Consider the following 25719-nt stretch of genomic DNA (forward strand, 5'->3'; position numbering starts at 1 on the left):
TTAATAAAACCGAGATAAAAAGAGTAAATAAGCAAAAAAGGTTGTTTTAAGAGCATTTTTAAACAATTCGACATAATAAATCCCCATCACGCTCACTTGACTTAAACAACAAGTATGTTGCTAAACTAGTCAACAGCTTAAACAACAGATATGTTGCTTAAGTGAATAACAGACGCTCTGACAATTATCTGATGCACGCATTCGCTGAGCTATACACAGTTAGCCGGGTAAAGTTTTGAAACAGCGTAGCTTGTGGTTAGCACGGCACTGAGTTATTGTCAAGAGGAGCAAGATAGTCAAAGCACCAGCTTGTAGTGTGGAAAGGAGTTTTGCGATCGAGACAAAAGCGGATTGCGTTTTTGTTGAGATTCGGATTAACCGTAACGCGATCGAAGGGTTGGCAAGCTTTAAAGTAAAGCAGCCAGGGCAAGTGGAAGTGAGTAAGGCAGAAAAGGTGCTGCTGAACCTGTGAACTTACGATCCAGTTAGATATAGGAAAGATATGAATGCCATCTGGAACAACGTTAAAGAGGGTGCGATCGACTTCTGCCACAACTTTGGCTGGGCATGGTGGCTAGAAATTGACACCCAGAATCCACTCTGTACGTATTACTTCGGTCCCTTCCTTACTGCTAGAGAAGCTCAAGCTGCGAAGACTGGCTATGTAGAAGATTTAGAGCAAGAAGGAGCTACAGAAATTACGGCAATAATCAAACGCTGCAAACCAGAAAAATTGACGGTTTCAGCAGATTTGGCATAAAAGAGCGTCCCAGTAAAATCAGCATTCAGCACTCAAATGTGGCATTTCTTCGGGAGAAAACTGAGTTTTCAAAGGTTTCCATAATCATGATTCAAGTACTCAATCGCGCTGCAACAAATCAAAGTAGCGTTCTGTGCTGCTATACCAATGCTACTAACAGCCTTCAAATTGCCCGCATTACCAATATTCCTCACTGGTGGTTTGAGCGAGTTGTGTTTCCAGGGCAAAGATTATTATTTGAAGCCGTACCAGATGCCCGGTTAGAAATTCATACAGGTGCGGCAAGCGGCTCGATTCTGTCGGATAAAATTCCTTGCGATCGCCTTCGCGTCGGTGAATCGTCAGTTCATTCCGAGGACGACGAGTTCAGCTCGCGCAACTATTAGCACTTGTGCGAGTGCAACTGATGTTTAGTAGACTAAGGCAGGAAAACCAGGACTATGGAAAACATCAAACCAGATTGGAGTTAAGCATAACCTGAATTCGAGAGCATTTCATGTCTCAACTAGAGCAACAAAACTTGGAATGGTGGGCAGAAATCGTGACCGATCGCCCCCTTTGTACCTACTACTTTGGACCTTTTGCCACAGCCAAGACTGCCAAACTCGCTCAGCTAGCGCATATAGAAGATTTCGAGCAGGAAGGAAGCAAGATCGTCTTTGTAGCCGTCAGGCGATGCCAATCGCAATTACTAACAAGCTTTGAGGATGAATAAATTTACATGTATCATTTCGCTTGAATCGAGTAGCCGCAGCAGCGATCGCCGCTATTCATCCATTGGGTGCGCTCGATAATACACTCTGGCAAAACCGCCGCAAAAATTTCTAACTCATGACCGCAAACAAAGGAACATGACTTGGCAATTTTGGCGATCGCGCAGTTATGTTCGGTGAGGACAAATTTATCCTTGGAATTACTAGGATCGCCACTTACTACTAAATGCCATTCTGCCATATACCCTTCTCGTTGACGAAGTTCTACTAGTTTTGCCACTCGCTCTTGCAGCGAACCGTTTCCCAAGTATTGGCGATATTTGACAACTTTACGTTCCCACTGCTGGCGGAGAATTGCTCTTACTTGTTCTTCCCCCACCATGTCCGTTAAAGTATCTAAAAATGAAATGGCAAACTCATCGTAACTATGGGGAAAGCTAGCTCTTCCTTGACGGCTAAGCTGATAGACATGATGCGGTCGCCCCATGCCAACTGGCATCGGTTGATACTCAATCAGCTGCTCATTCTGCAAATTTTTCAGATGCCGCTGTGTTGCTTGCCGACTAATTGATAAAGCTTTCGCCAACTGCTGTGCCGTTGCTTGTCCTTGTTTCAGTAAATAAGCCAAAATCTCCTGTTTGGTAGAATAAGACTCAGTGGTCGTCATAGTTCTATCTCCTAACCTATTCAGTAATAGGTCAAGGGCAGTTGGAACTGTTTGCCAATCCTTCTCTCAATAATCTGCATTATTGAGCAAAGCAATTGTTCGGCTTTAGTAGCGCTTTTGTTGTTGAGCTAGCCTTATCAAAATTATGCAACAAAATTAGGCAACAAAGTAGTTGTTTAACTCCAGAGGGTAGCCAATTACAAGCAATCCTAGCTATGGTGGGAAAAGTCAGATTTTATATGCAGACTATATAAAGAACGATCGAATTGATACTCTTCGCGAGAGATAGCATAATACAGCACGTCTAATCCTTCTTTATTAGCGCGCTGGACAAATCTCATACCAATTCTTTCCATTACTCGCACCGAAGCAATATTTTCAACATCAGTATTAGTAATAATCTGCTGAAATTTATGTTCTGTAAATCCATATTGAATCATGGCTGTTGCAGCTTCTGTTGCTAGTCCTTGACCCCAATATTGCGGTGATAAACCATAGATTAGTTGTAATTCTGGTGGCTTTTCGTAAAAGAATCGGAAACCACAGAAGCCAATTAATTCTGAATTTTCTTTAAAAAAAATACTCCACTGACCAAAACCGTGTTGTTCAAAACACTTGGTATTGTTTTCAATTTCTGTGGCAACCCACTCTCGCGGCATAATTTTATCGTCGCATAAGTATCTTCTGACTTGAGGATCGATGAAAATGCGGTGCAGATCGTCTAAATCTGCTACTGCATAGGGACGGAATTTGAGGCGAGATGTATGAATTTCTATAAAAGGAAACATACTTTCTATTAGTCCGCGCAGGCAGACTTGGTTTGTGTAGTCGCGAATTTTATTCACCCAATACTCAATTACTTACTACACTTATGTCGAACAAACTTCGGCAATAGTTTAAGATATGTATCGCCAAACGAAAATTCAAACCTCAGTATCTTGCCTCAACCACTTTTCAACGGTTATCGGTTGATAGCTAGCTAATAAATCAAGTAAATCTTCAGATGACGACGATTCTAATACCAAAGAACGTAATTCCGATCTTAAAAAATCTTCTGTAACGGCGCGATCGAATAACTGTAATAGCGGATCGTAATAACCCTCAACATTTAATAAACCTTGGGGTTTTTGATGCAATCCCAACTGCGCCCAGGTGAGAATCTCGCAAAATTCTTCCAACGTGCCATATCCCCCAGGTAAGGCAATAAATGCGTCGGCTAATTCTGTCATTAAAGCTTTGCGATCGTGCATGGAATCGACAACATGTAGTTGTGTCAGTCCATTGTGGGCAATTTCCTTGTCAACTAAAAACTTGGGAATAACCCCAATTGCCTCACCACCTGCGGCTAAAGCGGCATCGGCTACCATACCCATCAAACCTACATTACCACCACCGTAAATTAAGCTTAATCCCCGACGCGCGATCGCCTCGCCCATTGCTTGGGCAGCTTCTTGGTAGATAGAACGATTACCCGTACTGGAACCGCAGAATATGCAAATAGATTCCATAAAAGTTCCTCAAATTCATCAAACGTAATCCAGAGGCGCGAACTTCTTCATTGCTTATTAAACCAGAGATGTTAAGATCCAGCGTTAGGGTTCTGGGGTAAATACCATGCCAGGAATTGGCAATAAAATCAAGTTTGGTACGGATGGTTGGCGCGGTATCATTGCTGATGAGTTTACATTTGAACGCTTAGCGTTAGTTGCACCGATCGCCGCTCAAGTTTTAGCACGAACGTACGGTAATACTACAGGTAGCAATACGATTATTGTGGGCTACGATCGCCGCTTCATGTCAGAGGATTTTGCCCGTGCAACAGCCCAAGCCGTCACAGATGTAGGGTTTGACGTACTTTTATCAGAAACTTATGCACCAACTCCAGCTTTTAGTCTAGCGGCAAAACAGCACAACGCTCTGGGAGCTTTAGTCATTACTGCTAGCCACAACCCAGGTAGCTATTCAGGATTGAAAGTTAAAGGCGCTTTTGGCGGTTCTGTTCCGCCGGAGGTGACAAAGAATATTGAATCTTTATTAGATTATCCACCCCCTGCCAGTGCCAATCCTGGGAAAATGACAACATTCAATCCTTGGTTTAGCTACTGCGACACTCTACGGGCAAAAGTCGATCTCGATCGCATTCGCTCGTATATTACTCAAGGTAAACTAACAGTCTTTGCTGATGTGATGCACGGTGCAGCCGCAGGAGGACTAGCACAGATATTAGAAGTCCCAGTCAACGAACTTAACAGCGATCGCGATCCGTTATTTGGTGGCGGCGCGCCAGAACCATTACCAAAATACCTTTCCCGTTTATTTGAAACCATCCGTACCCATAGTGCTGAAAAAGGCAATTTGGCTGTAGGTTTAGTATTTGATGGCGATAGCGATCGGATTGCAGCTGTAGACGGACAAGGTAATTTTCTCAGTTCCCAAGTCTTGATTCCCATTTTGATCGAACACTTAGCCGTAAATCGCGGTATGAAAGGCGAACTCGTCAAAACTGTCAGCGGTTCTGACTTAATGCCCCGCGTTGCAGCTTTACACCAAATCCCAGTTTCCGAAACTCCGGTGGGATACAAATATATTGCCGATCGCATGTTGGAAACCCAAGTTTTGCTTGGGGGTGAAGAGTCAGGCGGGATCGGTTATGGAACGCATATTCCCGAACGAGATGCTTTACTTTCTGCTCTTTATGTGCTAGAAGCCGTCGTGCAATCTGGACTAGATTTAAGCGCCCTCTACCAGCAACTCCAGTCAAAAACTAACTTTCACTCTGCCTACGATCGCATCGATCTACCCTTAGCAAGCATGGAAGTGCGATCGCGTCTCTTGGATCAGTTGCAAACTCAGCCCCTCAAAGAAATTGCTGGAAAAGCTGTAGTCAATTGTCAAACTATTGACGGCTACAAATTCCGCTTAGATGATGATAGCTGGCTGATGATTCGCTTTAGCGGCACTGAACCTGTTTTAAGACTATACTGCGAAGCATCAACAATTGAACAGGTGCATCAAACCCTCAATTGGGCAAAGGATTGGGCGGAAAGCTAGGGGACAAGGGAGACAAGGGGGACAAGGGGGATTTTAGATTGAATTTGAAATCTAAAATCCAAAATTGATTCACAGGACACTCTTGACTCTTGATTCTTCAATTTAAAATTCCTTGGCTGGTCTTCGTTACTTTTCCATGAAAGCGATCGCAGGATATCTCCGCAGTTTGTTCAAGCGAGAATTTGTCTTTCCAGGTTTGAAAACCGCTCTATTTGTAGGCACGATCTTGTTTACGATTAATCATGGTGGAGCATTGCTACGTGGAGAAATGGATCGAGAACGCTGGATATCTGGACTGCTGACTTACATAATGCCTTATTGCGTCAACGTCCACGGTCAATATATAGCTCGCCGTAGACTATAGACGGATACAAGTAAATGAACTCAAAATCCGAAATCCAAAATTTAAAATCCCTGGTTGTTGCGACTGGCAATCCAGGTAAGTTAAAGGAAATGCAAGCCTACCTGACCGATTTAGACTGGGAATTGACCCTCAAACCGCCAGAATTGGAAGTTGAAGAAACAGGCGATACTTTTGTCGCCAACGCTTGCTTAAAAGCTGCTCAGGTAGCAAAAGCAACTGGAAAATGGGCGATCGCTGACGATTCTGGTTTACAAGTCGATGCTTTAGGTGGCGCTCCTGGGATCTATTCTGCCCGTTATGCTAAAACCGATGCAGAGCGGATCGAACGGGTTTTGCAGGAACTAGGAGACGCGGCAAATAGACAGGCGCAATTTGTCTGCGCGATCGCGATCGCCCGTCCCGATGGTGCGATCGTCCTGCAAGCCGAAGGCATTTGTCGCGGTGAAATTTTGACTGCACCACGGGGCATAGGAGGCTTTGGCTACGATCCGATTTTCTACGTTCCCGATCGGCAAATGTCATTTGCCGAAATGCCACCCCAACTGAAACACGAAATTAGCCATCGCGGACGAGCCTTTCAAGCCCTGATTCCCCAGTTGCAAGTGATGCATGGATAGTGACTAGCGGCTAGACTCAATTCTTGTCACTAGCCACTAGTTACTAGTCACTGATAACTGATAACTAGCCTAAACTGCCTCCAGATTCTTTTCACCCGTCCGAATGCGGACAACTTCTTCTACAGGGCTGATAAAGATCTTGCCATCGCCAATCTCTCCAGTACGGGCGGCGGCGATGATTTTGTCTACTACCATGTCTACCTGTGCGTCTTCGATGACGATCTCTACTTTGAGTTTTTGCAGAAACTCTACCGTATACTCGGAACCGCGATAGCGTTCTGTTTGTCCTTTTTGTCGTCCAAAGCCTCGGACTTCTGAAACTGTCATGCCCACAATGCCAGCGTTGACGAGGGCAATTTTCACTTCATCGAGTTTAAAGGGTCGGATAATTGCTTCTACCTTTTTCAATTTTCTCACTCCCGTTTGTTTATCGTTTTATATTGGTGTGTTTTACTGCTGTGATTCACCAAAGGAAAATTATCTCTTAGTTTGAGTGCGATCGCACTGTTTGAATTGCTGCGTAGATTGCCTCCATCCTGTTTTTCTACACTCGATCGATCCCAAATGCAATAGCTGGAACTTATTTGTAGTATCATCCCCTAGGGTGAAGTATCGTATTAATTAATACATTTTTTAGAAGAAGGCAGTCAGTGCGATCGCTCAACGATTGGATGTTAGAGGGCGAACCAGGAGAAATCCAGTACTAAATGCTGTCACGACTACGATTGAAACTGCGATCGCCAATCCCCAGCCATTCATTCGAGTAGCGTCCGATTGGGAACGGTGATGGTGATTATCTGCTTCCACTTCTTCAACTGCTACAAATTCTGAAGCATGTCCGCCGCCAGTTTTCATTGTCACACCACCTTGGTGTCCGGCACGACCAGACAGCGGGCGCTTTGGTTTAACTCGATCCTCTCGTTCGGGGCGATCGTTTTCTATTTGGTTCGCCACAGTCGTATCAACCACTTGTTGTAGATAGGAAACGTGCTGTACGACTTTTTCAATTTCTTGGCGGAGGTGTTGATTTTGTCTGGCTAGCTGCTGATTTTGCGACTTGAGAGCGTCAATTATCTCCTGGGTAGCTTGCAACTCCAATGCCAATTCCCGATAGACCGAAAGTGGCACAGAGGGCATATAGTTAGGAGAATTTGTTGGATGATGATGAGCAGAGCTGGAGCTAGATCGCATGGTTAGCGCCGTCAAAAGAAATATTCGCCACCAGTTTAGCCAGATTTTGCTACTTTCACAGCTAATTTGTAATATTTATCAGTTATTAGGAGTCAGGAGCTAGAAGTCAGGAGGGGAAAGAAATGCCCTACTGGTCCTTGTCCCTTGCCAATGTTGAGGGCGTGTTTCAAGGCTGCGGTAACGTATTCTTTTGCTTGTCGTACAGCTATCAATGGCTCTTTCCCCAAAGCGAGATTGGCTGCGATCGCGGCGGCTAGGGTACAACCCGTACCGTGAGTGTTCTTTGTATCGACTTGGATTGTCGTTATTATCTCCAAGCGATCGCCATCAAACCAAACATCAACGCCGCGCGCCTCTCCTAACATTCCTCCACCCTTGACTAACACAGCCTTTGCTCCCGTCCGGCGAAAAATGTCCTCAGCCGCAGCTTTCATGTCATCTAAGCTATGAATTTCTTTCCCACTTAAGATCTGCGCTTCGTAGCGGTTAGGGGTGACTATAGTTGCTAGAGGGATGAGCTGCGATCGCAAGCTTGTTACTGCTGCATCGTCAATTAACTGCGCTCCCGTGCGCGACACCATCACGGGATCGACAACCAATTTATCTATACTTAAGCTCTCAACTTGCTGGGATACGGCTGTAATAATTTCCCGGTTGAGCAACATCCCAGTTTTTACACCTTGAACCCCGATATCCTCAACCACCGCTTGAATTTGAGCAACAACAGCAGCAGCAGGTAAAGCATCAACTCGCGTAACACCCAAAGTATTTTGAGCCGTGATACAAGTAATCGCACTCGTACCGTGTACGCAATGGAAGGCGAAAGTTTTCAGATCTGCTTGAATTCCAGCCCCGCCGCCGCTATCCGATCCCGCAATTGTCATTGCGACTGGTACTGTCGCTGGTAGCGAGTTATGAGTATTGTGTAATTGGTCACTGGTCACTGGTCACTGATAACTGATTCTTCTCTTTTCATCCTATAGACTTCTGGTAATTTCCACCAAGGAACTTGGGGATATTCGTGATGTTCTTCGTGATATCCAAAGTGGTAGCAAGCAAGAAACGACCAGAAAGACACTATATGAGTTGATTGGGCGCGATGAATATTTTCGTAGCCTGCTCTTGGTTCTCTGTGAGTTAAGAACGTACCAAAGTAAAACAACTGTACCGAACTGAGAATTGCTGGTAACGCCCAAAATAGAATGAGGTGGGCTCTAGATATATTTAATAATACATTTGCGCTATGAAAAAGGAGTGTTAATCCAATGATTTGTCGCCAACTCCAATAGTTTCCAATAAAATATAAGTACCAGGCAAAAAAGTTTTTCTGCTTGCCGTTGTGAAAATCGGGATCGAGTTGACTGGCTGGATGTCGGTGATGCGCCCAGTGCTTTTGCAGCAATCGATTGTAAGGAAATAAAGCATATAAACTTACAGCGACTCTACCAAACCAGCGATTTATTTGGAGATGATTTGGAGCGACTAGTCCATGCATGGCATCATGGGCTGTAATAAATAAGCCTGTATACAAAAATGTTTGCCAAACTATTGCTAATAGAATTCCCCATATTCCCAGTTTTTCTAGTTGACTTGAGAGGAGAAAGCATAAACTAGCTATCCAAGTCACAATAATCGTTAAGGCAATTATAATCCCCTTATATGTATATGAATAACCAATATTCAACCGCGTTTCACTTTGGTTTAAAGCACTTTGTTGTAAAGGGTTCGGAATCGATGCAACCATGTCAGAGTAGAATCCTTAGCAAACGTAGAAGTAGACAAGCCAAACTTGAAGGCATTTGATGCAAGCCTTCCTTATCATATACGAATTTGTTAATTTTTGTTAATCTACTAAAGATAGATATGTTTTTAGTAGATATAAAATAGCTCTAGAGTTAGATTTGAAATAGTTATTCATGCAGCAAGATTTGTCTGAGATTAGCTTTAATTCAGACAACAAAAGGCTTTTACTATTGCAATTTAAATAAGAAGGGGAAAAATTCTCATCTAACTCGCGACAGATTGCTTGTTGGTAAAAAGCTTTACGATCGAAGACTTAGGGAGTAGAGAGCAGAGCCAAACAAATTTACGAAAAACTTTATTTGTTGTCGGAGTGAAACTTTAAAGATATTTGTTGCGATCGCGTCGAGAAAAATAAAATTAGTTGATTAATTATTAACTTTATTTCTAGTTATAAATATTTTCTATAGTAGGGAGCGTTACTAACGCCCCCCTACGTTGTTCTAACTTGCTATCAATCCCACCGGACAGGCTACATTCGTACCCCCTAAACCACAATACCCGCCAGGATTCTTTGCCAGATATTGCTGATGATATTCCTCTGCCCAATAAAATTCGGGAGCATCAATAATTTCAGTGATTATCTTGCCATATCCTGCCTGAGTCAAGGCTTGCTGATAGGTATCTCGCGTTGCTATTGCTAATTGTTTCTGTTCTTCAGAGTAGACGTAGATTCCCGAACGGTATTGGGTTCCGACATCGTTTCCTTGCCGCATACCCTGAGTTGGGTCGTGGTTTTCCCAGAAAACTTTCAGCAATTGTTCGTAACTAATGACTTTGGGATCGTAGACGACAAACACAACTTCATTGTGACCCGTCATCCCCGAACAAACTTCTTTATAAGTGGGGTTGGGCGTAAAACCAGCCGCGTAGCCAACAGCAGTGATAAAAACGCCATCTAACTGCCAAAACTTGCGTTCTGCACCCCAGAAACAGCCCATACCAAACATAGCTGTCTCCATATCGGTAGGATATGGCGGCTTGAGAGGATTTCCATTTGTGTAGTGAGTCTGAGGTACGGGCATTGCTTGCGATCGTCCGGGTAAAGCCTCCTGGGGAGAAGGCATAGCGATTTTTTTACCAAATCCGAATATCATTATTGTTTTCCTAACTCTCAATCTCTAAACAACAGCTTTACCTTACTTAACATTGTAGAGATTTTAGTGAGTAACAACACGATCGCCGAGAAAAGCAAACAGCAAAAAAGCAAGAAGAATGAAACAACAAAGTGGTTTAGGTAAATCGACTTTGTTGCAATAGTCTTGATAAGATCGTTCCAATCCGGTTGGTCGAAAACAATCACAGGTAATGCAGCAAGAACAAAGCGATCGCGTATTAACAGCCTTGCAAGAGTTTTTCACTACACCTCTAGCAACGAAACTAAGCAAGCATCAACAAGTTTCTCCTCAAGCTGCTGCCTTAGAGTTATTTCGCGATGTGGCTGCAACTGTACCAGCATACAAAACTTTTTTGACGGCACGGGGAATCGAGCCAACAGCAATTCAAACTGTGGCAGACTTTCAACAACTGCCGCTACTGACAAAAGACAACTACCTACGTTGTCATTCCCTGCCAAATTTTTGTCGGCACGGACAACTAGAAAGATGCGATATGGTAGCAGCATCATCGGGTTCTACGGGGAAACCAACGTATTGGTTGCGCTACCTGACCGACGAACTGCAAATTGCCACCCGCTTTGAACAAATATTTCACGATAGCTTTTCTGCTGACACCCGCCCCACTCTAGCAGTTGTCTGTTTTACGTTGGGAACTTGGGTAGGTGGAATGTTTACAACTGATTGCTGTCGCCACTTGGCAAGTAAGGGTTATCCCATCACTGTTGTAACTCCAGGGAATAACAAAACAGAAATCTGCCGTGTCGTGCAAGAACTGGGTAGTTTATTCGAGCAAGTAGTATTGCTGGGATATCCGCCCTTTCTCAAAGATGTCATTGACACTGGTAGAGCTAACGGCATAGAGTGGCAGCGCTACCAAATCAAATTAGTCCTAGCAGGAGAAGTCTTCAGCGAAGAGTGGCGGAGTTTAGTAGGGGAACGAGTGGGAGCAAACAATCCCTACTATGATTCTGCCTCACTCTACGGTACGGCTGATGCTGGCGTGTTAGGCAATGAAACACCTTTGAGTATCTGCATCCGACGTTTTTTAGCAGAGAATCCAGAAGTAGCCCGTAGCTTATTTGGGGAATCGCGCTTACCCACCTTAGTACAATACGATCCGCTCAGCCGCTTTTTTGAGGTGCAAGACGGCACGCTACTATTTTCGGGCGATAATGGCATTCCCCTCGTGCGATATCACATTGCCGATACAGGTGGAATCATTGCTTACGATGCCATGCTGGAAGTTTTGCGATCGCACGGATTCGACCCGATCGCCACTTTACAGCAACAAGGAACGAGAGGCATCCATGCTCTACCTTTCGTCTACGTGTTTGGGCGTGCTAACTTTATTCTTTCTTACTTTGGCGCAAATATCTATCCCGAAAATGTCATCGTTGGCTTAGAACAACCGCAGATTCGAGAATGGGTGACGGGTAAATTTGTAATGGAAGTTAAGGAAGATGCCGATCGAAACCGTTTCTTCTCTATAGTGGTAGAGTTAGCACCAGGGGTAGAGGGAAATGAAGCAAAAAGAAATGCGATCGCCACCTCAATTCACGCGCAATTGCTCCGACTCAATAGCGAATTTGCCAATTACGTCCCCCCCGAATATCAAATTCCTCACGTATCCCTCGCCCCCACCGGAGATCCAGAGTACTTCCCCGTAGGAGTCAAGCATCGATATACAAGATGAAGTCGCAAGTAGAGACGTTACATGTAACGTCTCTACATTGATAACTGACAACTGACAACTGACCTTACAATGAGTGTAGAGAGAAAACCCTCATATATGCCTAACAACCGTTCAGGAGTCTTTATCGGCGGTTTTTTTTTAGGTGCTGCCGTCGGCACTTTAACTGGAATGTTAATCGCCCCACGTAGCGGACGAGAAGCGCGACAGTTGTTGAAAAAATCTGCTAATGCTATCCCAGAACTAGCAGAAGATTTATCGACTAGCGTGCAACTCCAGGCAGACCGTCTTTCAGGATCGGCATTACGTAGTTGGGATGATACATTAGAACGATTGCGAGAGGCGATCGCGGCTGGGGTTGAAGCCAGTCAGCAAGAGCGTCAAGCCATCAAACGGCAAAATAATGAGATTACTTCCGATTCCCGTACTGCTTATACAGATCGCCCGTAGTGCCACTGCGATCGATCCGCTGTTTTGGCTCGGACTGTCACTACTGCTAGTTGCTATTAGCCTCACAGCAGTTTTAGTGGCAGCCGTGCCAGCTTTTCACGAATTAGCACGGGCATCTCGCAGTGCCGAAAAACTCTTCGATACGCTCAAACGAGATTTGCCTCCAACGTTAGAAGCAATTCGCTTGACAGGGTTAGAAATTAGCGATTTGACCGATGATGTGAGCGATGGGGTAAAAAGTGCGGCACAAATTGCCAAACAAGTCGATCGCAGTTTAGATCGAGCCAAGGAACAAGCAAGAAGCGTCGAGGTGAATACTCGCAGCGTCTTCACAGGTGTAAAAGCAGCCTGGAAAACTTTCACCCGTAGCACCCCTAACCGCCATAGTCGCGATCGCCTTCCAGCAGAATCAAGGCAACCCTTACCCACATACTTCAATAAAAATTCAGATAGTGACTTCGACAAGGATACAGTCATCCCAGAAGAAAATCGTCTCAAATCGCCTCCTTTCTACTTTGATGACGAAGAGGAATGATTTGTCATTTGTCATTTGTCATTTGTCATTTGGATTTTCACGACTCACGACTCACTCTCAAGAGGGTAATAATGTATCTGGAGAGTTTGTGAATTGAAGCAAAATAATTAACTATGGCGAAAGCAATTTGGAATGGAGCTGTCTTAGCTGAAAGCTCCAAAACAGAGATCGTTGAGGGCAACCACTACTTCCCTCCCGATGCGATCGACAAGCAGTATTTTCAAGAATCTTCCACTCATACGACTTGCCCTTGGAAAGGAACTGCCAGCTACTACAATGTTGTCGTTGATGGACAAGTCAACAAAGATGCTGCTTGGTACTATCCCACAGCCAAAGAGAAGGCAAAAAATATTGAGGGTTACATTGCCTTCTGGCGTGGAGTAAAAGTCGAATCATAGTCAGTCATTGGTCACTGGACATCAGAGGTGAAAGGTGAGAGGTGAGAGGTGAGAAAAATTAGTTATCAATTACTAAGTTCTTTTACTCTTACCTTCTGTCTCCTATCTGCGGACGATCGCCGATCCTATCAGGATTTCTCGATCGTCCAGTAGCACCAGTTCTCTATCAGTACAAATGACCAATGACGTAGGGCGTAGACACCCGAAGGGTGGCTTCTCGAAGAATAGCCCTTCCCGAAGGGTATGACAAATGACTACCTAGCCCGAGCTTTTTTTGCCTGCTTAACCAGTACGGGTCTGGGTTTTTTCTTTTTGTATTTCGGGTCTTCCAGCATACGAGACATGGGAGGACGGCAAGTTTCACAATACAGAGGTCTAGGACCATAACTCTCCCGTTCCGTGGGTTGACTGCATTGCTGGCAGATGAATTTATATAACCGAGTATGGATTGTACGTTCGTGGGCGCGGACTGTGTACTCTCGAACAAAAACCTTTTTGGATGGCATGACAAACAAAACCTAGCTATGGTGTATCCAATATGCTAACTAGAAAGGAGTTTAATACTGAAAAAAATGCCTCTTCATAGACAACTTCAACACTTAATCGAAAACTTAATTGCTCTGAAAGAGCTTTACCACACCCAGCTCGTAGAGTCTGAGAAACAGGTAGCTCGCTTCAAAGAGCAATTGTCGCATGTCAACGGGTTACTAGTAGCACAGTTGGTAGAAAATCAACAGTTTGTACAAAGCCTAGTCGATATGCGATCGCAATGTCATGCTCAACTAGAAGCGAACCAACGCCAAGCAGCCCATGCTAGAGAACAAATAACTCACGTTAATGCTCTCCTCGCAGACCAAGTGAGCTTACCTCCAATGCAACATGCATTTGAGCTGCCAACGACTGCTTTTGAAGAACAGCCACGGCAAACCCTATCTGGTATAACTGCACCCGAACCCGAATCATTCTCTCAGCCTCTATCCGACCTTACCCAACCACAGCTCCAAGCAGAAGCTGAACTTACCCAACCACAGCCCCAAGCAGAAGCTGAACTTACCCAACCACAACTCCAAGCAGAAGCTGAACTTACCCAACCACAGCCCCAAACAGAAGCTGAACTTACCCAACCACAGCCCCAAACAGAAGCTGAACTTACCCAACCACAACTCCAAACAGAAGTTGCCGAAACACCTCTGGAGGTAGGAGAGACGAGCGGGGACACTGCCAGATCTCCTTCGGCTATTAAAACTCCAATGAAGGCAGAATATCAGAATCTGACGAAAATTCAAGCAGTGGAAAAGCTATTGCAGGAAAACCAGGGCAAGATTTTAACTGTGGAGTATATCATCTGGTCATTGTATGGTGACATGGATGCAGAAGCGGTCAAAGCAGAAAAACCCAGGATCTATGATACCCTCGGACAAGGTACGGATAAAGGGATTTGGGAAAAAGTCCCAGATCAACCAGCTTGCTATACTTACAAGTTGAGCCTAGTGGAACCTACAGCAGATTCGGAATCTGCCACGGCTAACATCTCCCGCTTACCCGTAAGTTCTCGTCGGCGACCGTCGCGGCGTGGTAAAAGCGATGATATGCTGCCTCGCTACAATCATCTCAGTCTGACTGCGGCTGTGGAAGTGGTGGTGAACGAGCATCCTGGTGAAGTGATTACCACTGAGAAAGTTGCCAAAGTGCTATACGGCGATGACATTGACGGACGCGCCTTAGTCAAAGCTAAAGACCGGATTGGAAAAACCCTCTGGGGAGGAGCAACCCAAGGACGATGGCAGCGCATTCCAGGTAGACTGGGCTGTTATACGCTGAATTTGAAAACTTTGAAAAAGGGTTAGTTGTTGATTGACGGTTAATAGTTGATGGCTATTGGTTGCTATTCTCCCTTGTCCCCCTTCCTGGCTCTTGTAGGGGCGCACTGCTGTGCGCCCCTACCGACTCTCGAAAAATTCTGGGTTAAGATGTATTGTCCATCTGCGATCGCCTAGCAATTGACTCTATCCTCACCTATGAAAACTCAACTCATCGTCATCACTACTGTTTTGACTGCTTTGCACTTCGCACCTCCAGCTCGTGCGGGAGATCTGGAACATACTAGACAACTTCTGGCAACAAAACAGTGCGAAGGATGCGATCTTAGTGGTGAGGGTCTGGTCTTAGCTAATTTAAGTCAGGCGAATCTGCGGGGGGCGAATTTAAGTGGTGCTAATTTGAGTCGGGCGAATTTGAGCGAGGCTGACTTAAGCGGTGCAAACCTTAGTGGTGCTTCTCTGTATGGCGCAAATCTGAGTGGTGCTAAATTGGAGCAAACAGATTTGAGTGGAGCCGATCTGCGCGATGCCTATTTAGCTAATGTAGACTTGAAGACAGCTAATCTTAGCGGTACTAGTTTGCAGGGGGCGATCGCCATTCCTACCCAAGCAGCAAAGCCTGAAGAATTTTATCGTTGGGGCATTGCTCAAGGACAAAAAGGCGACCCTAAAGGCGCAATTGGCTATTTCAATCAAGCTCTTAGCTTAAACGACAAATACGCCCCAGCTTACATGGCGCGAGGTATTGCCCGCTACCAACTGCTAGACCGACCGGGAGCGATACAGGATGCTCAACGCGCCAAATGGTTATTTTTACGGCAGAGAAATAATGAAGGCTATGACACTGCCCAAGCCTTTGTAAACCAACTGCAAGCACCGCAAACAGAAACACCTAAGAGCAAACCCAATTTCTTTAACTTCCTTGGTGGCGTAACTTCAGTTTTATTAAGGTTTTTGTTGTAACCTAACTAGTGACCAGTGACCAGTGACCATCACCGCTGACTTACGACTTACTTATATGTCTCTATCCAGCGAATTATGGCAAACTAACCAAGATTTAGCTCAAGCTTGTCTAAATCATCCATTTGTTCGGGGTATAGCCGATGGAACCTTGGAGCGAGAGAAGTTTGCTTACTATGTCGGGCAAGATGCATTTTTCCTTGAAGCCTTTGCCCGTGCCTACAGTATTGCCGCTGCTAAAGCACCTGATTGGGAAGGATTTAATTTGTTTCATGGCTTAGCTGGGGGCGTACTGCAAGAACTTCAGCTTCATGCCGGGTATGCAGCCACATGGGGAGTCAATATTAGTTCTGTCGAACCAGGTACAGCCACTCGTCGCTATATCGATTTTTTGTCGGCTACTGCTTGGAGTCAAGATGTGGGTTTAACTGCTGTGGCAATGTCACCTTGTATGAGACTTTATGCTTATTTGGGACAGAAGTTGGCAACTAAGGGTATTCTCACACATCAGTACAGCGATTGGATTCGTACCTACAACAGCCCAGAATTCGAGCAGCTAGCGCAACAACTCGAAAAATTGAGCGATCGCTACACTAGCAACTCCGATACCGTACAAAAAACTTATCGCTATGCTATGTTGTGCGAACGAGATTTCTTTCAAGCGGCTTGGGAATCGGGCGATCGACCATAACAATCGTTTGTTGGGTTTTCTTGCCACTGCTAGAGTGATATGCTGTGCGATGAAGTTCTTACTTTGACTGAATGAGTAAGTTCAACCTGCGTCCGTGGCATAGTATTCGAGCTGTTATCCAATGGCAACGCAGATGTAGGAAAGCAGGAAAACAGAGTGCGGCAAAGATTTTTATTTTGTCAGCACTAGCTTTAATAGTAGTGTTGGGTACTGTATTCAGCTTCATACTAGGTGAACCAAACGCTCAAGGCAACCCCACACGAGCAGAGCAATCGCCCAGTCTTGCAATTGCCGATGCGACTAGCACAAAATTAGTGAGAGAACCAGCACGATCGCAAGTGTTGTATCGCGATATTTATCTACGCCAGCAACCCAACCGAATTATTTTCGGTAATGACAAGCTCAAACTAGAATTCGATCGCGCCACTGGACAATGGCTGATCTTGGCTGCCGATGGAATCGTAGGTAATCTGATTGCGGCAGCAGACATTGCTCAGAACATTGATTTTCAGATCGAAGGCAATTGGGCGATCGCGCAACATGGTGCTAAGTTACTGCATTATGAGACGGCGATCGATCGCTTCAGAAAGGGCGTGACGCTGAATTTATCTTTTGGTGTTGTGCCGCGTCCGCATCAAACAGATTCTCCTTATGAATTTGAATTAACTGCTGCTTACACGCTTTTTCCTGACCGAGGAAGTTTAGCGCGATCGGCAACACTACGCCGAAATTTTAGCAGCGATCGCGCTTTGGCAAAACAGGTCAGAAAGCTAGAAGGTTTTCGCTTTGGACTCCCTGGAGTAGGAATTGAAAATCCCGATCTCTGTGTCGTGGATGTTCCCGGTCCCTTTTTGCCTCAAACTTATGTCGCACCCCAAACTCCATACAAAAATCTAGTTAACCAATCCATTCAGTTTCATCGCGCCCCTGATGCTGGACTGGGAATTCTGACGATGACCAACAAACAAAGACAGATGACCTTAGCAAGTTGGATGGAGACATCGGGCGAAGTGGCGTATAACTCAACTATTCGCAGCGACGGACGCAAATTGAGTTTCTGGCATGAAAACTTACGTGCCTATCGCTTACCAGAACAGTATACTGTCACATCTGACATTCACCATGTCGAATTAACGACTCAAGCGTTACCTGCGGCACTAACTCAATATCGACAAATGCTTGCCCGCACGCTACCGTTAGCTACCAATACTCCACAATGGGCGCGGGAAATGGTGCTGTTAGAAGTCTATCCTCCCTACTTTCCAGAGGGTTTCAAAGGCATTACTAAAAAATTATCCTTTTATCGTAATATCGGCTTTAACACCATCTACCTCATGCCGCACTGGGTTGGCGGCTACGCACCAATCGATCTTTACCAAGTCGAGCCGTCTTATGGCACATCAGACGATCTGCGGGAGTTGGTACGCACGGCTCATTCTCTTGGCATGAAAGTACTATTTGACATGGTAATTCACGGCTTCGATCCAAAATCGTCAGTACCGCAGGATCGTCCAGATCTGTTCGTGCGTGACGAGCAAGGAAACCTGGCGCGCCATCGCGAGTGGGGAAGTATTTCAACGGATTGGGCAAGTCCTGCATACCAGCAATATATGGTCGATTTAGCGCTACACGATCTCAAAACTTATAACATTGATGGTTATCGGGTCGATGCCGCAGGCTATAAAGGAGCGAGCTGGGATGCAAAAATTCCTTATCCAGCTTATCGCAGTGGTTCGGCTTCGCCGGAGTTAATGCAGCGAATGTTGTCTGCTATGCAGGCAGTTAAGCCCGAAACAGTCTTGTTGAGCGAAATATTTGGTCCAGTCTTTTATTCTGTCTCTAACTTAGTTCACGACAATCAAACTGAAGCCGGACAATTTTTGCTCGATCGCATGGCAGCAGGCAAGGTTAATGCTCAACATTACAAGGCACATATCGCCAATGTATTGAGCGCTTTGCCAGCAGGAGCCAACCGCGTTTATTTCACGCGCAATCACGATACTTCCTGGTTCTATCACTTCAATGGCTACACGCCACGGTTGATGGCAATGGAAGCTGTTCATGCTTTGTTTGGGATTCCCGAAGTATTTGCTGGCGATCCCAAACATAGTCCTAATCCAGACGATAATCCAGATGTTTACGATTTTTATCGACGGCTGTTTTTAGCCCGACAGCAGTTTCCCGGGCTGGTGCATGGTGATGTATTATTGCGTGAGGTAGAGTGCGATAATCCTTGGGTATTTACTGGTTTGCGGCGTAGCAACGGTCAGTTGACCCTAGTGGCAATCTCGTTTAGTGGCGATCGCGAAGCTGCAAACTTAACGCTTAGTATTAATACATCTACTACTCAGGCACGGCAAAAGATCCAACTCATCGATCCAATCCAGGGAGACAATATCGAATTTGCTAGAACCGGAGATGCCATGAATAGCGTTAGCATCAAACTAAAGCCATTTCAAATATTAGTGGGACGACTATGAAATTAGACAACTATAAATAGGCGTTCATGACTTCCGAATTTTGTAGCTTGCTGCTCCAAAGGGATATGCCGAATTCCGAAACCTAATCCAAGTTTGCCATCCAATCGCCGAGAGTGACATCAATTGTCTGAGTTGTTGTAGTTGTATTTGCAGTGGTTCGCCACTCTGCCTCAAGCGATAAATACTGTCTTGTCCGCAATAAATTATTTCTGGTGCGTCGCGCAGTACGGTACGAGTGCAACGCTCGATCGCAATTAGTGTATCAGCCGTCCGTGCTAATTTGCGGCGAATTTGCCAAATTCGTCGCGCTACATAGCAAAGCAGCACAGATAAAATTAAATTTATGGCAACAACAATCGTAACCATGAGGCTCAAAGCTGTATGGGTTGATGACAAAATAAGTTTATGTTTTGCAAAATAATTTATTTTGATTTTTGATTATTTGCATGTTCTACGTAGTGGGAAAAAATATTAACAATTGCGATAACTTCGTTAAGCTTTGCTACCGCGGTTGGCTACACTTTTAATTTGTTTTTATAGCTTTTTTTACATTCATTGAGCAAAGGCAATTTCTTAAAAGTGGCATTTGAGAGTTAACAGTCGATCTCAATAACTTTGTATTTGATAATACTAGCAGCGATCTCAGCCAAGGGAGAGAAGTTTTTTCGCCAAGGCATTGATATTTTGTTTTTACCAATGCTAATGCATAAATTACCTTTAAGTAAAGATTTTTTACAGTAAGTTATGCATGAGTAAAATTACTCATTAAGCTATCATTTTGTTTGCCATCATGAAAGAAACAAACGTTGAAGCCAAGTACAACCAGAAAGACCGCGATCGTGCAGCAAACTCAGCGATCGCCAATGGAGAAGATTTTAACTTTGACTTGTGGGCAAGAGCCGTCAGACAACAAATGCTAGCTGTGTTGCGCGAAAGAGAATAGCATATAGTCAGACGTATAATTTCAATAAAATTTGATGCAAGTTTCTTTCTCAGTCACCTCCGACGCGATCGCATCTGGTTTTCATGCCTTATCTGAGCCGTTACGCATTCGGATACTAGAACTTTTACGCTCCTCAGAGCTTTGCGTGTGCGAATTGTCGGAGGAACTGGGAATTGCTCAATCTAAGCTATCTTTTCACCTCAAAACCTTAAAGGAAGCTAATTTAGTGCGATCGCGTCAGGAAGGACGCTGGATTTACTACAGCTTGAATTTATCGCAGTTCGTTGCATTAGAACAATATTTATCGGAATATCGCCGCTTCAGTCAATTGCTGCCCGCCCGTCCCTGCGAGGATACGCCCTCATCCTGAGCCAAATATCCCCTCTTGACAAATCAATTTTTTTTGAAATGATAGAAAGGTAGATTCCCCGATCGCAAATTGATTTCAAGTGTAGGGGTGAGGCATATGAAAACGATAGCCAGTATTTCTATTTTCCTGGCGGGATTTGGTGTTGCGATCGCAACTGCTATGGCAATGCCAAACGCAGTTAGTCCAACCAAGCAACCGTTAAGGTTCGCTCAAGCGAATAATTCAGAACCCGCAGCTACAGTTAAGACGGACGGTTCTAGCACAGTTTACCCCATCACCAAAGCAATAGCAGAAGAGTTTCAAACCACAGCGTCGGGCAAGAACGCACAGTTGCTCGTGAATTTTTCTGGTACGAGTGCTGGGTTTAAAAAGTTTTGTGCCGGAGAAACAGACATTAGCGATGCTTCCAGACCGATCCGCACTGACGAGATGGAAGCTTGCAACAACAACAAAATTAGATATATCGAACTACCCGTTGCCTACGACGCGCTGACAATCGCCGTTAATCCTCAAAATACCTGGGCTAAAGATATTACTGTAGCCGAACTGAAAAAGATGTGGGAGCCAGCGGCAGAGGGAAAAATTACGAATTGGCAGCAAATCAGGTCTGCGTGGAGCGATCGCCCCTTAAAATTATACGGTGCTGGTAAAGATTCGGGTACGTTTGATTATTTTACTGAAGCAGTAGTCGGTAAAGCCAGAGCTAGCCGCCAGGACTACACGGCAAGCGAAGATGATGATGAATTGGTAGAGGGAGTGAGCAAAGACCTGAATGCGTTGGGGTATTTTGGCTTTGCTTATTACGAGGCAAATCAAAACAAGCTGAAGGCTCTAGCAGTAGATAGCGGTAGAGGTGCGGTTTTGCCATCGCGACAGACAGTAGAAAAAGCGCAGTACGAGCCTCTGTCTCGACCATTATTTATCTACGTTAATGCCAGATCGGTTCAGCTCAAACCTGCCGTGCGAAGATTTGTCGATTTTTATATTCAGCGTGCGCCAACTCTCGTGAGTTCAGTAGGTTACATTCCCTTACCAGCGGAAGGCTATCGCCTGAGTTATATCTACTTCAATCGAGGCAAAGTGGGAACCGTCTTTGAAGGCAAATCCCAAATTGGTCTGACAATTGGGCAGTTATTACGCAGACAAGCAAAATTTTAACTACAACCAGGTAAAGTAATGGGAATTCGAGTTGGTATCAACGGTTTTGGTAGGATCGGACGATTAGCATTAAGGGCTGCCTGGGGATGGTCGGAACTAGACTTCGTACATATCAACGAAATTAAAGGTGGTGCAGTCGCCGCCGCCCATTTACTCAAATTTGATTCCGTCCACGGTCGCTGGACACCAGAAGTAGCAGCAGAGGGCGATCGCATTTCCATTGACGGCAAGTATTTGAGTTTCAGCGAGTATCCTACACCAGGAGAAGTTCCGTGGGATGAGTTGGGAGTCGATCTCGTATTGGAGTGTTCTGGTAAATTCCGTACCCCAACTTTACTCGAACCCTATTTTAAGCGGGGAGTGCAAAAAGTCATTGTGGCTGCACCCGTTAAGGAAGAGGCGTTAAATATCGTTATGGGAGTCAACGATCGCCTCTACGAACATGACAAGCACCACTTACTCACAGCGGCTTCCTGTACCACAAACTGTCTGGCTCCAGTTGTAAAAGTTATCCATGAAGGATTGGGAATTCGACATGGAGTCATTACCACAGTCCACGACCACACCAACACGCAGACAATCGTAGACGCGCCGCATAAAGACTTGCGACGGGCGCGAGCGACGGGTTTATCTTTAATTCCAACGACAACGGGTTCCGCTACAGCAATCGGGTTAATTTATCCCGAACTGCAAGGTAAGCTCAACGGTTTGGCAGTGCGAGTGCCGTTATTAAATGCTTCCCTCACCGATTGCGTGTTTGAAGTCGTGCGTCCTACCACAGTAGAGGAAATTAATGGTTTGCTCAAAACTGCGGCAGAAGGAGAACTCAAAGGCATTCTCGGTTACGAAGAACGTCCCTTAGTTTCTGTAGACTACAAAGACGATCCGCGATCGGCTGTTGTAGATGCACTATCAACAATGGTCATCGATGAAACACAAGTCAAAGTTTTAGCCTGGTATGACAACGAATGGGGCTATGCAAATCGCATGGTTGAACTTGCCCGCAAGATTGCCCGTTGTTACTAATCTCCTTCTTGCAAACTTTAGATCCCCCAACCCCCTTTTTAAGGGGGCTACGTACTCCCCCCTTGTCAAGGGGGGCAGGGGGGATCGAGATCTCTGACATAAATGCTTAATTTCTGTCTCGCCCCACCCAACAACCATGACTTCCACTGCTGGAAATAAAGCCAATTTGCGTAACTATGCCCTCGTTACTGCTGCCTACTGGGGCTTCACAATTACCGATGGAGCGTTGCGGATGTTGGTGCTACTGCACTTTCACCTGCTGGGCTACACTCCTTTGCAAATCGCCATGTTGTTTCTGTTTTACGAAATTTTTGGCGTTGTCACCAATTTTCTTGGAGGTTGGATCGGCTCTCAATTTGGTCTAAAGCTGACTCTTTATGGTGGCATCGGACTACAAGTTTTTGCTTTAGCTATGCTGGCGTTGCTCAATCCAGAATGGGCTGTGTGGTTGCAAGTCACCTACGTGATGGTCGCGCAAGCCTTTTCTGGGATTGCCAAAGACTTGACCAAGATGAGTTCTAAGAGTGCGATTCGCTTGGTCGTACCCCAGTCAGCGCAGTCGTCACTGTTTAAATGGGTAGCTATATTAACTGGCTCCAAAAATGCTCTGAAGGGAGTTGGCTTTTTTGTGGGTAGCGTTTTGCTAGCTCAATTTGGCTTTGTGAATGCCCTGCTAATTATGGCAGCAGGACTGTGCTTAATCTTGGGTACGGGAGTACTGCTACCGTCAGGTATGGGCAAAATTAAGGCGAAAGTTAAATTTACCCAACTCTTTTCTAAAAGTAGGGAGATTAATATTCTCTCTGCGGCTCGTTTCTTTCTCTTCGGTGCGAGAGATGTTTGGTTTGTAGTTGCCCTCCCCGTGTTTCTCTACAGCACGCTTGGCTGGACGTTCGAGCAGGTCGGGGGATTCATGGCTTGCTGGGTGATTGGCTACGGGACAGTACAATTTTTAGCGCCCAATCTGCTGCGCTGGTTGGGTTCGGGAGCGTCTCCCCAAGGGAGAACGATTCAAATTTGGACGTTTGTGCTGAGTGCAATTCCCGCCGCGATCGCTCTTTCGCTCCAACTTAGGGTGTCTCCAGCTTTAACAATTGTGGCAGGATTAGCAATTTTTGGGATTATTTTTGCCTTTAATTCAGCAATTCATTCCTATCTCGTCCTTGCCTACACCGATGATGACAAGGTGGCATTAAATGTTGGCTTCTACTATATGGCTAACTCTGGTGGACGCTTAGCGGGTACAGTGCTATCTGGTTTGATCTTTCAGCTATTTGGCTTAGTGGGTTGTTTGTGGGTGTCGATGGTATTCGTACTTGCGGCGGCTGCAATTTCTTTGAAATTACCCGATCCGCAACCCCAAAAAGCGATCGCCTGGAAAGCTGGAGATGAATAATTATTGGTAGTTGGTAATGGGTAATGGGTAATGGGTACGATCGCACACCGTAGGGGCGGGTTCACCAACAAACTTTACTTCCATACCAAGATCTCAATAAACCCGCCCTTACAGGAATTTCGGTTTTTCCCCAAGAAGCAGTGATTTTGTTAAAGCAACAATGAGTATTAACAGTTCTGCATCAAAGCCAATTGTCAACCGTCTGAGTTTTTTTGAGAAATACCTGACTGTCTGGGTTTTCTTGTGTATTGTTGCTGGAATTTTATTAGGTAGGTTGTTTCCGGGCATAGCAGTGGCTCTTGATGCCATGAGCATTTATCAGGTGTCAATTCCGATCGCTATTTGCCTCTTTTTCATGATGTATCCAATTATGGTGAAGATCGACTTCACTCAGGCAACAAACGCAATTCGATCGCCCAAACCTGTCATTCTCACCTTAGTTGTGAATTGGTTAATTAAGCCGTTCACGATGGTTGTATTCGCTCAATTTTTTCTGGGATGGTTATTTCGTCCTTTGCTATCTGGTACGGAAATTATCCGAGGTAGCGAAATTGTGTTGGCGAATTCGTATATTGCTGGGGCAATTTTACTAGGTATAGCCCCTTGTACGGCAATGGTGTTGATGTGGGGTTATCTCTCCTACGGCAACCAAGGACATACGCTGGTGATGGTAGCAGTAAATTCTCTAGCCATGCTGTTTTTATATGCGCCGTTGGGAAGATGGTTGTTAGCAGCAAACGATCTCAGCGTACCTTGGGAAACTATCGTCCTATCAGTGCTGATTTATGTTGGCTTGCCCTTAGCTGCGGGAATGTACAGTCGTTACTGGATACTGAAACATAAGGGTAGAGAGTGGTTTGAACGGCGATTTTTAAAATATCTCAGTCCTGTTGCGATCGCTGCACTTTTATTGACTCTCGTGCTTTTATTTGCTTTCAAAGGTGAGCTAATTGTCAACAATCCTATACATATCGTTTTAATTGCTGTACCGCTGTTTATTCAGACGAATTTTATTTTTCTAATTTCCTACGTAGCAGCATTAAAACTCAAACTTGCTTATGAAGATGCTGCACCTGCGGCATTGATTGGAGCCAGCAATCATTTTGAAGTGGCGATCGCGACTGCGGTGATGTTATTCGGTTTAAATTCTGGCGCTGCTTTGGCTACTGTGGTGGGAGTCTTAATCGAAGTCCCAGTCATGCTGATGCTAGTAGAAATTTGCAAGCGTACAGCAGCTTGGTTTCCTCGCGAACCAGAAAAAGCTTCCCTGCGCGATCCGCGTTGTGTCAGTGCTTTTAAGTGAAATAAATCCGAGCGAGTCTCTCCGAATTGACTTATTTTTTTTGACTTTTAACTTTTAACTTTTGACTTATGAAAAGAGTCATGTTTGTCTGTAAAAACAACTCTCGTCGTTCCCAGATGGCAGAGGGTTTTGCGCGACAACTGAGCGCGGGAAAAATTCAGCCAAATTAGCTTTCTATCTAAGTAGACAAATTTTCCCAAGCCAAAATCTCAAATCAT

General features: G+C 45.0%; 30 protein-coding genes and 2 pseudogenes. 22 read left to right on the top strand and 10 right to left on the bottom strand.

What is annotated here, in order from left to right:
- The first annotated feature begins 316 nt into the window (after nucleotides 1-316).
- The 4 genes and pseudogenes from C7Y66_RS30810 (at nucleotide 317) to C7Y66_RS01155 (ending at nucleotide 1475) form a co-directional block, all read left to right on the top strand.
- Nucleotides 317-472 (top strand): hypothetical protein, encoded by a 156-nt coding sequence (locus tag C7Y66_RS30810; protein ID WP_158265844.1) that lies wholly within the window; start codon nucleotides 317-319, stop codon nucleotides 470-472.
- 30 nt (nucleotides 473-502) lie between these two features.
- A complete protein-coding gene (locus C7Y66_RS01145) occupies nucleotides 503-760 on the top strand; it encodes a DUF1816 domain-containing protein (protein WP_106544168.1) in 258 nt (85 codons plus the stop codon).
- 86 nt (nucleotides 761-846) lie between these two features.
- Nucleotides 847-1092: pseudogene (locus C7Y66_RS01150) on the top strand (DUF1830 domain-containing protein); the annotation flags it as partial.
- Nucleotides 1093-1256: 164 nt separating this feature from the next.
- The gene (locus C7Y66_RS01155; protein WP_015154839.1) at nucleotides 1257-1475 is read left to right on the top strand and encodes a DUF1816 domain-containing protein; all 219 of its coding nucleotides are present in this window, start codon (nucleotides 1257-1259) and stop codon (nucleotides 1473-1475) included.
- Nucleotides 1476-1486: 11 nt separating this feature from the next.
- Here C7Y66_RS01155 and sufR read toward each other — a convergent pair whose 3' ends face one another.
- From sufR to C7Y66_RS01170, 3 genes are all read right to left on the bottom strand, one after another.
- A complete protein-coding gene (gene sufR, locus C7Y66_RS01160) occupies nucleotides 1487-2140 on the bottom strand; it encodes an iron-sulfur cluster biosynthesis transcriptional regulator SufR (RefSeq protein WP_106544170.1) in 654 nt (217 codons plus the stop codon).
- Nucleotides 2141-2349: 209 nt separating this feature from the next.
- Complete coding sequence (locus tag C7Y66_RS01165) at nucleotides 2350-2985, bottom strand: GNAT family N-acetyltransferase (protein ID WP_106544171.1); 636 nt, start codon at nucleotides 2983-2985, stop codon at nucleotides 2350-2352.
- A 78-nt stretch (nucleotides 2986-3063) separates the two neighbouring features.
- On the bottom strand, nucleotides 3064-3648 hold the full coding sequence (locus C7Y66_RS01170; RefSeq protein WP_106544172.1) for a TIGR00730 family Rossman fold protein: 585 nt from the start codon (nucleotides 3646-3648) through the stop codon (nucleotides 3064-3066).
- A gap of 106 nt (nucleotides 3649-3754) precedes the next feature.
- On the opposite strand from C7Y66_RS01170, the gene C7Y66_RS01175 reads away from it, so the two are divergent.
- The 3 genes from C7Y66_RS01175 to rdgB all read left to right on the top strand — a co-directional run bounded on the left by C7Y66_RS01175 (nucleotide 3755) and on the right by rdgB (nucleotide 6172).
- Nucleotides 3755-5191 (top strand): phosphoglucomutase/phosphomannomutase family protein, encoded by a 1437-nt coding sequence (locus C7Y66_RS01175; protein WP_106544173.1) that lies wholly within the window; start codon nucleotides 3755-3757, stop codon nucleotides 5189-5191.
- Nucleotides 5192-5327: 136 nt separating this feature from the next.
- On the top strand, nucleotides 5328-5555 hold the full coding sequence (nrtS, locus tag C7Y66_RS01180; RefSeq protein ID WP_106544174.1) for a nitrate/nitrite transporter NrtS: 228 nt from the start codon (nucleotides 5328-5330) through the stop codon (nucleotides 5553-5555).
- Between the two features lie 14 nt (nucleotides 5556-5569).
- Entirely contained in the window at nucleotides 5570-6172 is a 603-nt protein-coding gene (rdgB, locus tag C7Y66_RS01185; RefSeq protein WP_106544175.1) for an RdgB/HAM1 family non-canonical purine NTP pyrophosphatase, read from the top strand.
- A 69-nt stretch (nucleotides 6173-6241) separates the two neighbouring features.
- On the opposite strand, the gene C7Y66_RS01190 is transcribed toward rdgB, so the two are convergent.
- From C7Y66_RS01190 to msrA, 5 genes are all read right to left on the bottom strand, one after another.
- On the bottom strand, nucleotides 6242-6580 hold the full coding sequence (locus C7Y66_RS01190; RefSeq protein ID WP_039717719.1) for a P-II family nitrogen regulator: 339 nt from the start codon (nucleotides 6578-6580) through the stop codon (nucleotides 6242-6244).
- Between the two features lie 252 nt (nucleotides 6581-6832).
- A complete protein-coding gene (locus C7Y66_RS01195; RefSeq protein ID WP_146149724.1) occupies nucleotides 6833-7363 on the bottom strand; it encodes a DUF3450 domain-containing protein in 531 nt (176 codons plus the stop codon).
- Between the two features lie 92 nt (nucleotides 7364-7455).
- Nucleotides 7456-8247, bottom strand: coding sequence for a bifunctional hydroxymethylpyrimidine kinase/phosphomethylpyrimidine kinase (thiD, locus tag C7Y66_RS01200; protein ID WP_106544177.1), 792 nt, complete (start codon nucleotides 8245-8247; stop codon nucleotides 7456-7458).
- A 56-nt stretch (nucleotides 8248-8303) separates the two neighbouring features.
- Nucleotides 8304-9107, bottom strand: coding sequence for a beta-carotene ketolase CrtW (gene crtW / locus C7Y66_RS01205; protein WP_015154849.1), 804 nt, complete (start codon nucleotides 9105-9107; stop codon nucleotides 8304-8306).
- 499 nt (nucleotides 9108-9606) lie between these two features.
- Entirely contained in the window at nucleotides 9607-10263 is a 657-nt protein-coding gene (gene msrA / locus C7Y66_RS01210) for a peptide-methionine (S)-S-oxide reductase MsrA (protein WP_106544200.1), read from the bottom strand.
- A gap of 208 nt (nucleotides 10264-10471) precedes the next feature.
- Here msrA and C7Y66_RS01215 point away from each other — a divergent pair, with 208 nt between their 5' ends.
- The 4 genes from C7Y66_RS01215 to C7Y66_RS01230 all read left to right on the top strand — a co-directional run bounded on the left by C7Y66_RS01215 (nucleotide 10472) and on the right by C7Y66_RS01230 (nucleotide 13354).
- Nucleotides 10472-11974 carry a phenylacetate--CoA ligase family protein gene (locus C7Y66_RS01215; RefSeq protein WP_106544178.1) on the top strand — a complete coding sequence of 501 codons (1503 nt, stop codon included), beginning with the start codon at nucleotides 10472-10474 and terminating at the stop codon, nucleotides 11972-11974.
- Between the two features lie 96 nt (nucleotides 11975-12070).
- Nucleotides 12071-12421, top strand: coding sequence for a YtxH domain-containing protein (locus C7Y66_RS01220; protein WP_106544179.1), 351 nt, complete (start codon nucleotides 12071-12073; stop codon nucleotides 12419-12421).
- The gene (locus C7Y66_RS01225) at nucleotides 12375-12956 is read left to right on the top strand and encodes a chemotaxis protein (protein ID WP_106544180.1); all 582 of its coding nucleotides are present in this window, start codon (nucleotides 12375-12377) and stop codon (nucleotides 12954-12956) included. Before C7Y66_RS01220 ends, C7Y66_RS01225 begins: the two co-directional genes overlap by 47 nt.
- Before the next feature lie 113 nt (nucleotides 12957-13069).
- A complete protein-coding gene (locus tag C7Y66_RS01230) occupies nucleotides 13070-13354 on the top strand; it encodes a DUF427 domain-containing protein (protein ID WP_015154854.1) in 285 nt (94 codons plus the stop codon).
- Nucleotides 13355-13608: 254 nt separating this feature from the next.
- Here C7Y66_RS01230 and C7Y66_RS01235 read toward each other — a convergent pair whose 3' ends face one another.
- Entirely contained in the window at nucleotides 13609-13860 is a 252-nt protein-coding gene (locus C7Y66_RS01235; protein ID WP_106544181.1) for a hypothetical protein, read from the bottom strand.
- A 66-nt stretch (nucleotides 13861-13926) separates the two neighbouring features.
- On the opposite strand from C7Y66_RS01235, the gene C7Y66_RS01240 reads away from it, so the two are divergent.
- The 4 genes from C7Y66_RS01240 to C7Y66_RS01255 all read left to right on the top strand — a co-directional run bounded on the left by C7Y66_RS01240 (nucleotide 13927) and on the right by C7Y66_RS01255 (nucleotide 19305).
- The gene (locus C7Y66_RS01240) at nucleotides 13927-15201 is read left to right on the top strand and encodes a hypothetical protein (RefSeq protein ID WP_106544182.1); all 1275 of its coding nucleotides are present in this window, start codon (nucleotides 13927-13929) and stop codon (nucleotides 15199-15201) included.
- Between the two features lie 171 nt (nucleotides 15202-15372).
- Nucleotides 15373-16137: a pentapeptide repeat-containing protein gene (locus C7Y66_RS33205; protein ID WP_106544183.1), complete on the top strand. Its 765-nt coding sequence runs from the start codon at nucleotides 15373-15375 to the stop codon at nucleotides 16135-16137.
- 55 nt (nucleotides 16138-16192) lie between these two features.
- Nucleotides 16193-16825 carry a TenA family protein gene (locus C7Y66_RS01250; RefSeq protein WP_015154858.1) on the top strand — a complete coding sequence of 211 codons (633 nt, stop codon included), beginning with the start codon at nucleotides 16193-16195 and terminating at the stop codon, nucleotides 16823-16825.
- A 71-nt stretch (nucleotides 16826-16896) separates the two neighbouring features.
- Nucleotides 16897-19305 carry an alpha-amylase family glycosyl hydrolase gene (locus C7Y66_RS01255; protein WP_106544184.1) on the top strand — a complete coding sequence of 803 codons (2409 nt, stop codon included), beginning with the start codon at nucleotides 16897-16899 and terminating at the stop codon, nucleotides 19303-19305.
- A 24-nt stretch (nucleotides 19306-19329) separates the two neighbouring features.
- Here the strand turns inward: C7Y66_RS01255 and C7Y66_RS01260 are convergent, their stop codons facing one another.
- Nucleotides 19330-19701, bottom strand: a complete 372-nt coding sequence (locus C7Y66_RS01260) for a hypothetical protein (protein WP_233222477.1) — start codon at nucleotides 19699-19701, stop codon at nucleotides 19330-19332.
- Nucleotides 19702-20095: 394 nt separating this feature from the next.
- Here C7Y66_RS01260 and C7Y66_RS30820 point away from each other — a divergent pair, with 394 nt between their 5' ends.
- The 7 genes and pseudogenes from C7Y66_RS30820 to C7Y66_RS01290 form a co-directional block, all read left to right on the top strand.
- Nucleotides 20096-20248: a hypothetical protein gene (locus C7Y66_RS30820; RefSeq protein ID WP_015154860.1), complete on the top strand. Its 153-nt coding sequence runs from the start codon at nucleotides 20096-20098 to the stop codon at nucleotides 20246-20248.
- A gap of 34 nt (nucleotides 20249-20282) precedes the next feature.
- Nucleotides 20283-20618, top strand: a complete 336-nt coding sequence (locus tag C7Y66_RS01265) for a helix-turn-helix transcriptional regulator (protein ID WP_015154861.1) — start codon at nucleotides 20283-20285, stop codon at nucleotides 20616-20618.
- A 96-nt stretch (nucleotides 20619-20714) separates the two neighbouring features.
- Complete coding sequence (locus C7Y66_RS01270; protein ID WP_015154862.1) at nucleotides 20715-21776, top strand: PstS family phosphate ABC transporter substrate-binding protein; 1062 nt, start codon at nucleotides 20715-20717, stop codon at nucleotides 21774-21776.
- Nucleotides 21777-21794: 18 nt separating this feature from the next.
- Nucleotides 21795-22802: an ArsJ-associated glyceraldehyde-3-phosphate dehydrogenase gene (locus C7Y66_RS01275; RefSeq protein ID WP_106544185.1), complete on the top strand. Its 1008-nt coding sequence runs from the start codon at nucleotides 21795-21797 to the stop codon at nucleotides 22800-22802.
- A 136-nt stretch (nucleotides 22803-22938) separates the two neighbouring features.
- Nucleotides 22939-24198: an organoarsenical effux MFS transporter ArsJ gene (gene arsJ / locus C7Y66_RS01280; RefSeq protein ID WP_106544186.1), complete on the top strand. Its 1260-nt coding sequence runs from the start codon at nucleotides 22939-22941 to the stop codon at nucleotides 24196-24198.
- 160 nt (nucleotides 24199-24358) lie between these two features.
- Entirely contained in the window at nucleotides 24359-25501 is a 1143-nt protein-coding gene (arsB, locus tag C7Y66_RS01285; protein ID WP_015154866.1) for an ACR3 family arsenite efflux transporter, read from the top strand.
- Between the two features lie 68 nt (nucleotides 25502-25569).
- Nucleotides 25570-25659: pseudogene (locus C7Y66_RS01290) on the top strand (ArsC family transcriptional regulator); the annotation flags it as partial.
- Nucleotides 25660-25719: the final 60 nt, after the last annotated feature.

The organism is Chroococcidiopsis sp. CCALA 051, from assembly GCF_003015105.1.
Classification (GTDB): Bacteria; Cyanobacteriota; Cyanobacteriia; order Cyanobacteriales; family Chroococcidiopsidaceae; genus Chroococcidiopsis; species Chroococcidiopsis thermalis.

Coding starts and splice junctions, on each gene's coding strand:
- C7Y66_RS01145 (WP_106544168.1), top strand. CDS start 503: ATGAATGCCATCTGGAACAACGTTAAAGAGGGTGCGATCGACTTCTGC.
- C7Y66_RS01155 (WP_015154839.1), top strand. CDS start 1,257: ATGTCTCAACTAGAGCAACAAAACTTGGAATGGTGGGCAGAAATCGTG.
- sufR (WP_106544170.1), bottom strand. CDS start 2,140: ATGACGACCACTGAGTCTTATTCTACCAAACAGGAGATTTTGGCTTAT.
- C7Y66_RS01170 (WP_106544172.1), bottom strand. CDS start 3,648: ATGGAATCTATTTGCATATTCTGCGGTTCCAGTACGGGTAATCGTTCT.
- C7Y66_RS01175 (WP_106544173.1), top strand. CDS start 3,755: ATGCCAGGAATTGGCAATAAAATCAAGTTTGGTACGGATGGTTGGCGC.
- nrtS (WP_106544174.1), top strand. CDS start 5,328: ATGAAAGCGATCGCAGGATATCTCCGCAGTTTGTTCAAGCGAGAATTT.
- rdgB (WP_106544175.1), top strand. CDS start 5,570: ATGAACTCAAAATCCGAAATCCAAAATTTAAAATCCCTGGTTGTTGCG.
- C7Y66_RS01195 (WP_146149724.1), bottom strand. CDS start 7,363: ATGCGATCTAGCTCCAGCTCTGCTCATCATCATCCAACAAATTCTCCT.
- thiD (WP_106544177.1), bottom strand. CDS start 8,247: ATGACAATTGCGGGATCGGATAGCGGCGGCGGGGCTGGAATTCAAGCA.
- crtW (WP_015154849.1), bottom strand. CDS start 9,107: ATGGTTGCATCGATTCCGAACCCTTTACAACAAAGTGCTTTAAACCAA.
- C7Y66_RS01215 (WP_106544178.1), top strand. CDS start 10,472: ATGCAGCAAGAACAAAGCGATCGCGTATTAACAGCCTTGCAAGAGTTT.
- C7Y66_RS01220 (WP_106544179.1), top strand. CDS start 12,071: ATGCCTAACAACCGTTCAGGAGTCTTTATCGGCGGTTTTTTTTTAGGT.
- C7Y66_RS01225 (WP_106544180.1), top strand. CDS start 12,375: ATGAGATTACTTCCGATTCCCGTACTGCTTATACAGATCGCCCGTAGT.
- C7Y66_RS01230 (WP_015154854.1), top strand. CDS start 13,070: ATGGCGAAAGCAATTTGGAATGGAGCTGTCTTAGCTGAAAGCTCCAAA.
- C7Y66_RS01235 (WP_106544181.1), bottom strand. CDS start 13,860: ATGCCATCCAAAAAGGTTTTTGTTCGAGAGTACACAGTCCGCGCCCAC.
- C7Y66_RS01240 (WP_106544182.1), top strand. CDS start 13,927: ATGCCTCTTCATAGACAACTTCAACACTTAATCGAAAACTTAATTGCT.
- C7Y66_RS33205 (WP_106544183.1), top strand. CDS start 15,373: ATGAAAACTCAACTCATCGTCATCACTACTGTTTTGACTGCTTTGCAC.
- C7Y66_RS01250 (WP_015154858.1), top strand. CDS start 16,193: ATGTCTCTATCCAGCGAATTATGGCAAACTAACCAAGATTTAGCTCAA.
- C7Y66_RS01255 (WP_106544184.1), top strand. CDS start 16,897: ATGAGTAAGTTCAACCTGCGTCCGTGGCATAGTATTCGAGCTGTTATC.
- C7Y66_RS30820 (WP_015154860.1), top strand. CDS start 20,096: ATGAAAGAAACAAACGTTGAAGCCAAGTACAACCAGAAAGACCGCGAT.
- C7Y66_RS01265 (WP_015154861.1), top strand. CDS start 20,283: ATGCAAGTTTCTTTCTCAGTCACCTCCGACGCGATCGCATCTGGTTTT.
- C7Y66_RS01270 (WP_015154862.1), top strand. CDS start 20,715: ATGAAAACGATAGCCAGTATTTCTATTTTCCTGGCGGGATTTGGTGTT.
- C7Y66_RS01275 (WP_106544185.1), top strand. CDS start 21,795: ATGGGAATTCGAGTTGGTATCAACGGTTTTGGTAGGATCGGACGATTA.
- arsJ (WP_106544186.1), top strand. CDS start 22,939: ATGACTTCCACTGCTGGAAATAAAGCCAATTTGCGTAACTATGCCCTC.
- arsB (WP_015154866.1), top strand. CDS start 24,359: ATGAGTATTAACAGTTCTGCATCAAAGCCAATTGTCAACCGTCTGAGT.